Annotated in this window: 1 protein-coding gene; it reads right to left on the bottom strand. The window is 65.7% G+C overall.

What is annotated here, in order from left to right:
* Positions 1–763: AMP-binding protein (locus A7D21_RS34060; RefSeq protein WP_141718335.1), on the bottom strand; the 763-nt coding region annotated here is incomplete at both ends.

Genomic DNA, 763 nt, shown 5'->3' with positions numbered 1-763 from the left:
TTTCACCCAGCTCGATACGGAAACCACGGATTTTGACTTGGTGGTCGACACGCCCCAGGTAGTCCACCACGCCATCGGGGCGGCCACGGGTCAAGTCGCCGCTGCGGTACACACGGCTGCCGGGTGTGCCGAACGGGTCCGGCACAAACCGCTCGGCGGTCAGCGCCGCACGCTCCAGATAACCGCGCGCCACGCCCTCGCCGCCCAGGTACAACTCACCGGCCACGCCGATCGGTTGCAGGTTCAACTGCGCGTCCAATACGTAGCCGCTGCGGTTGCCCAGCAACGTACCAATCGGCGCATAGACCGCGCCGCAAGGGTCGCCCTTGCGCGCCTTCCACAACAGCGGCGTAACCACTGTCTCGGTCGGCCCATAACCGTTGAACAGGTAGGTCGGCTTGAGCGCGCGCCAGGCCAGGTCGTAGCTCGCCTGCGCCACCGCGTCACCCCCAAAGCAATACACGCGCACGGCCGGCGGGTTGCCGTCGCGTTCGGCATGCTCGGCCAGTTGTTGCAGGTACACCGGCGGGAACACCGCCATGGTCACGTTGTGGCGGTGCATTTGCGCGTAGGTGTATTCCGGCAGCCACAGGCTGTCATCGCGGATCAGCACACTGGCGCCGTTGATCAGCGGGTGCATCCAGCCTTCGTGGGAACCGTCAAAGGCGAAGGACATGAAGTGCAGTTCGCAATCGGCCGGGCCGGTTTCATAGCGCTCGCCGGTGGCAATAATGTGCGCCACGAGCGGGCCGTGCGACACCGC

The organism is Pseudomonas sp. AP19, assembly GCF_001728855.1.
GTDB lineage: Bacteria > Pseudomonadota > Gammaproteobacteria > Pseudomonadales > Pseudomonadaceae > Aquipseudomonas > Aquipseudomonas fluorescens.
Note: the sequence above shows the minus strand (reverse complement) of the source record. Positions and strands in the feature narration are given on the sequence as shown.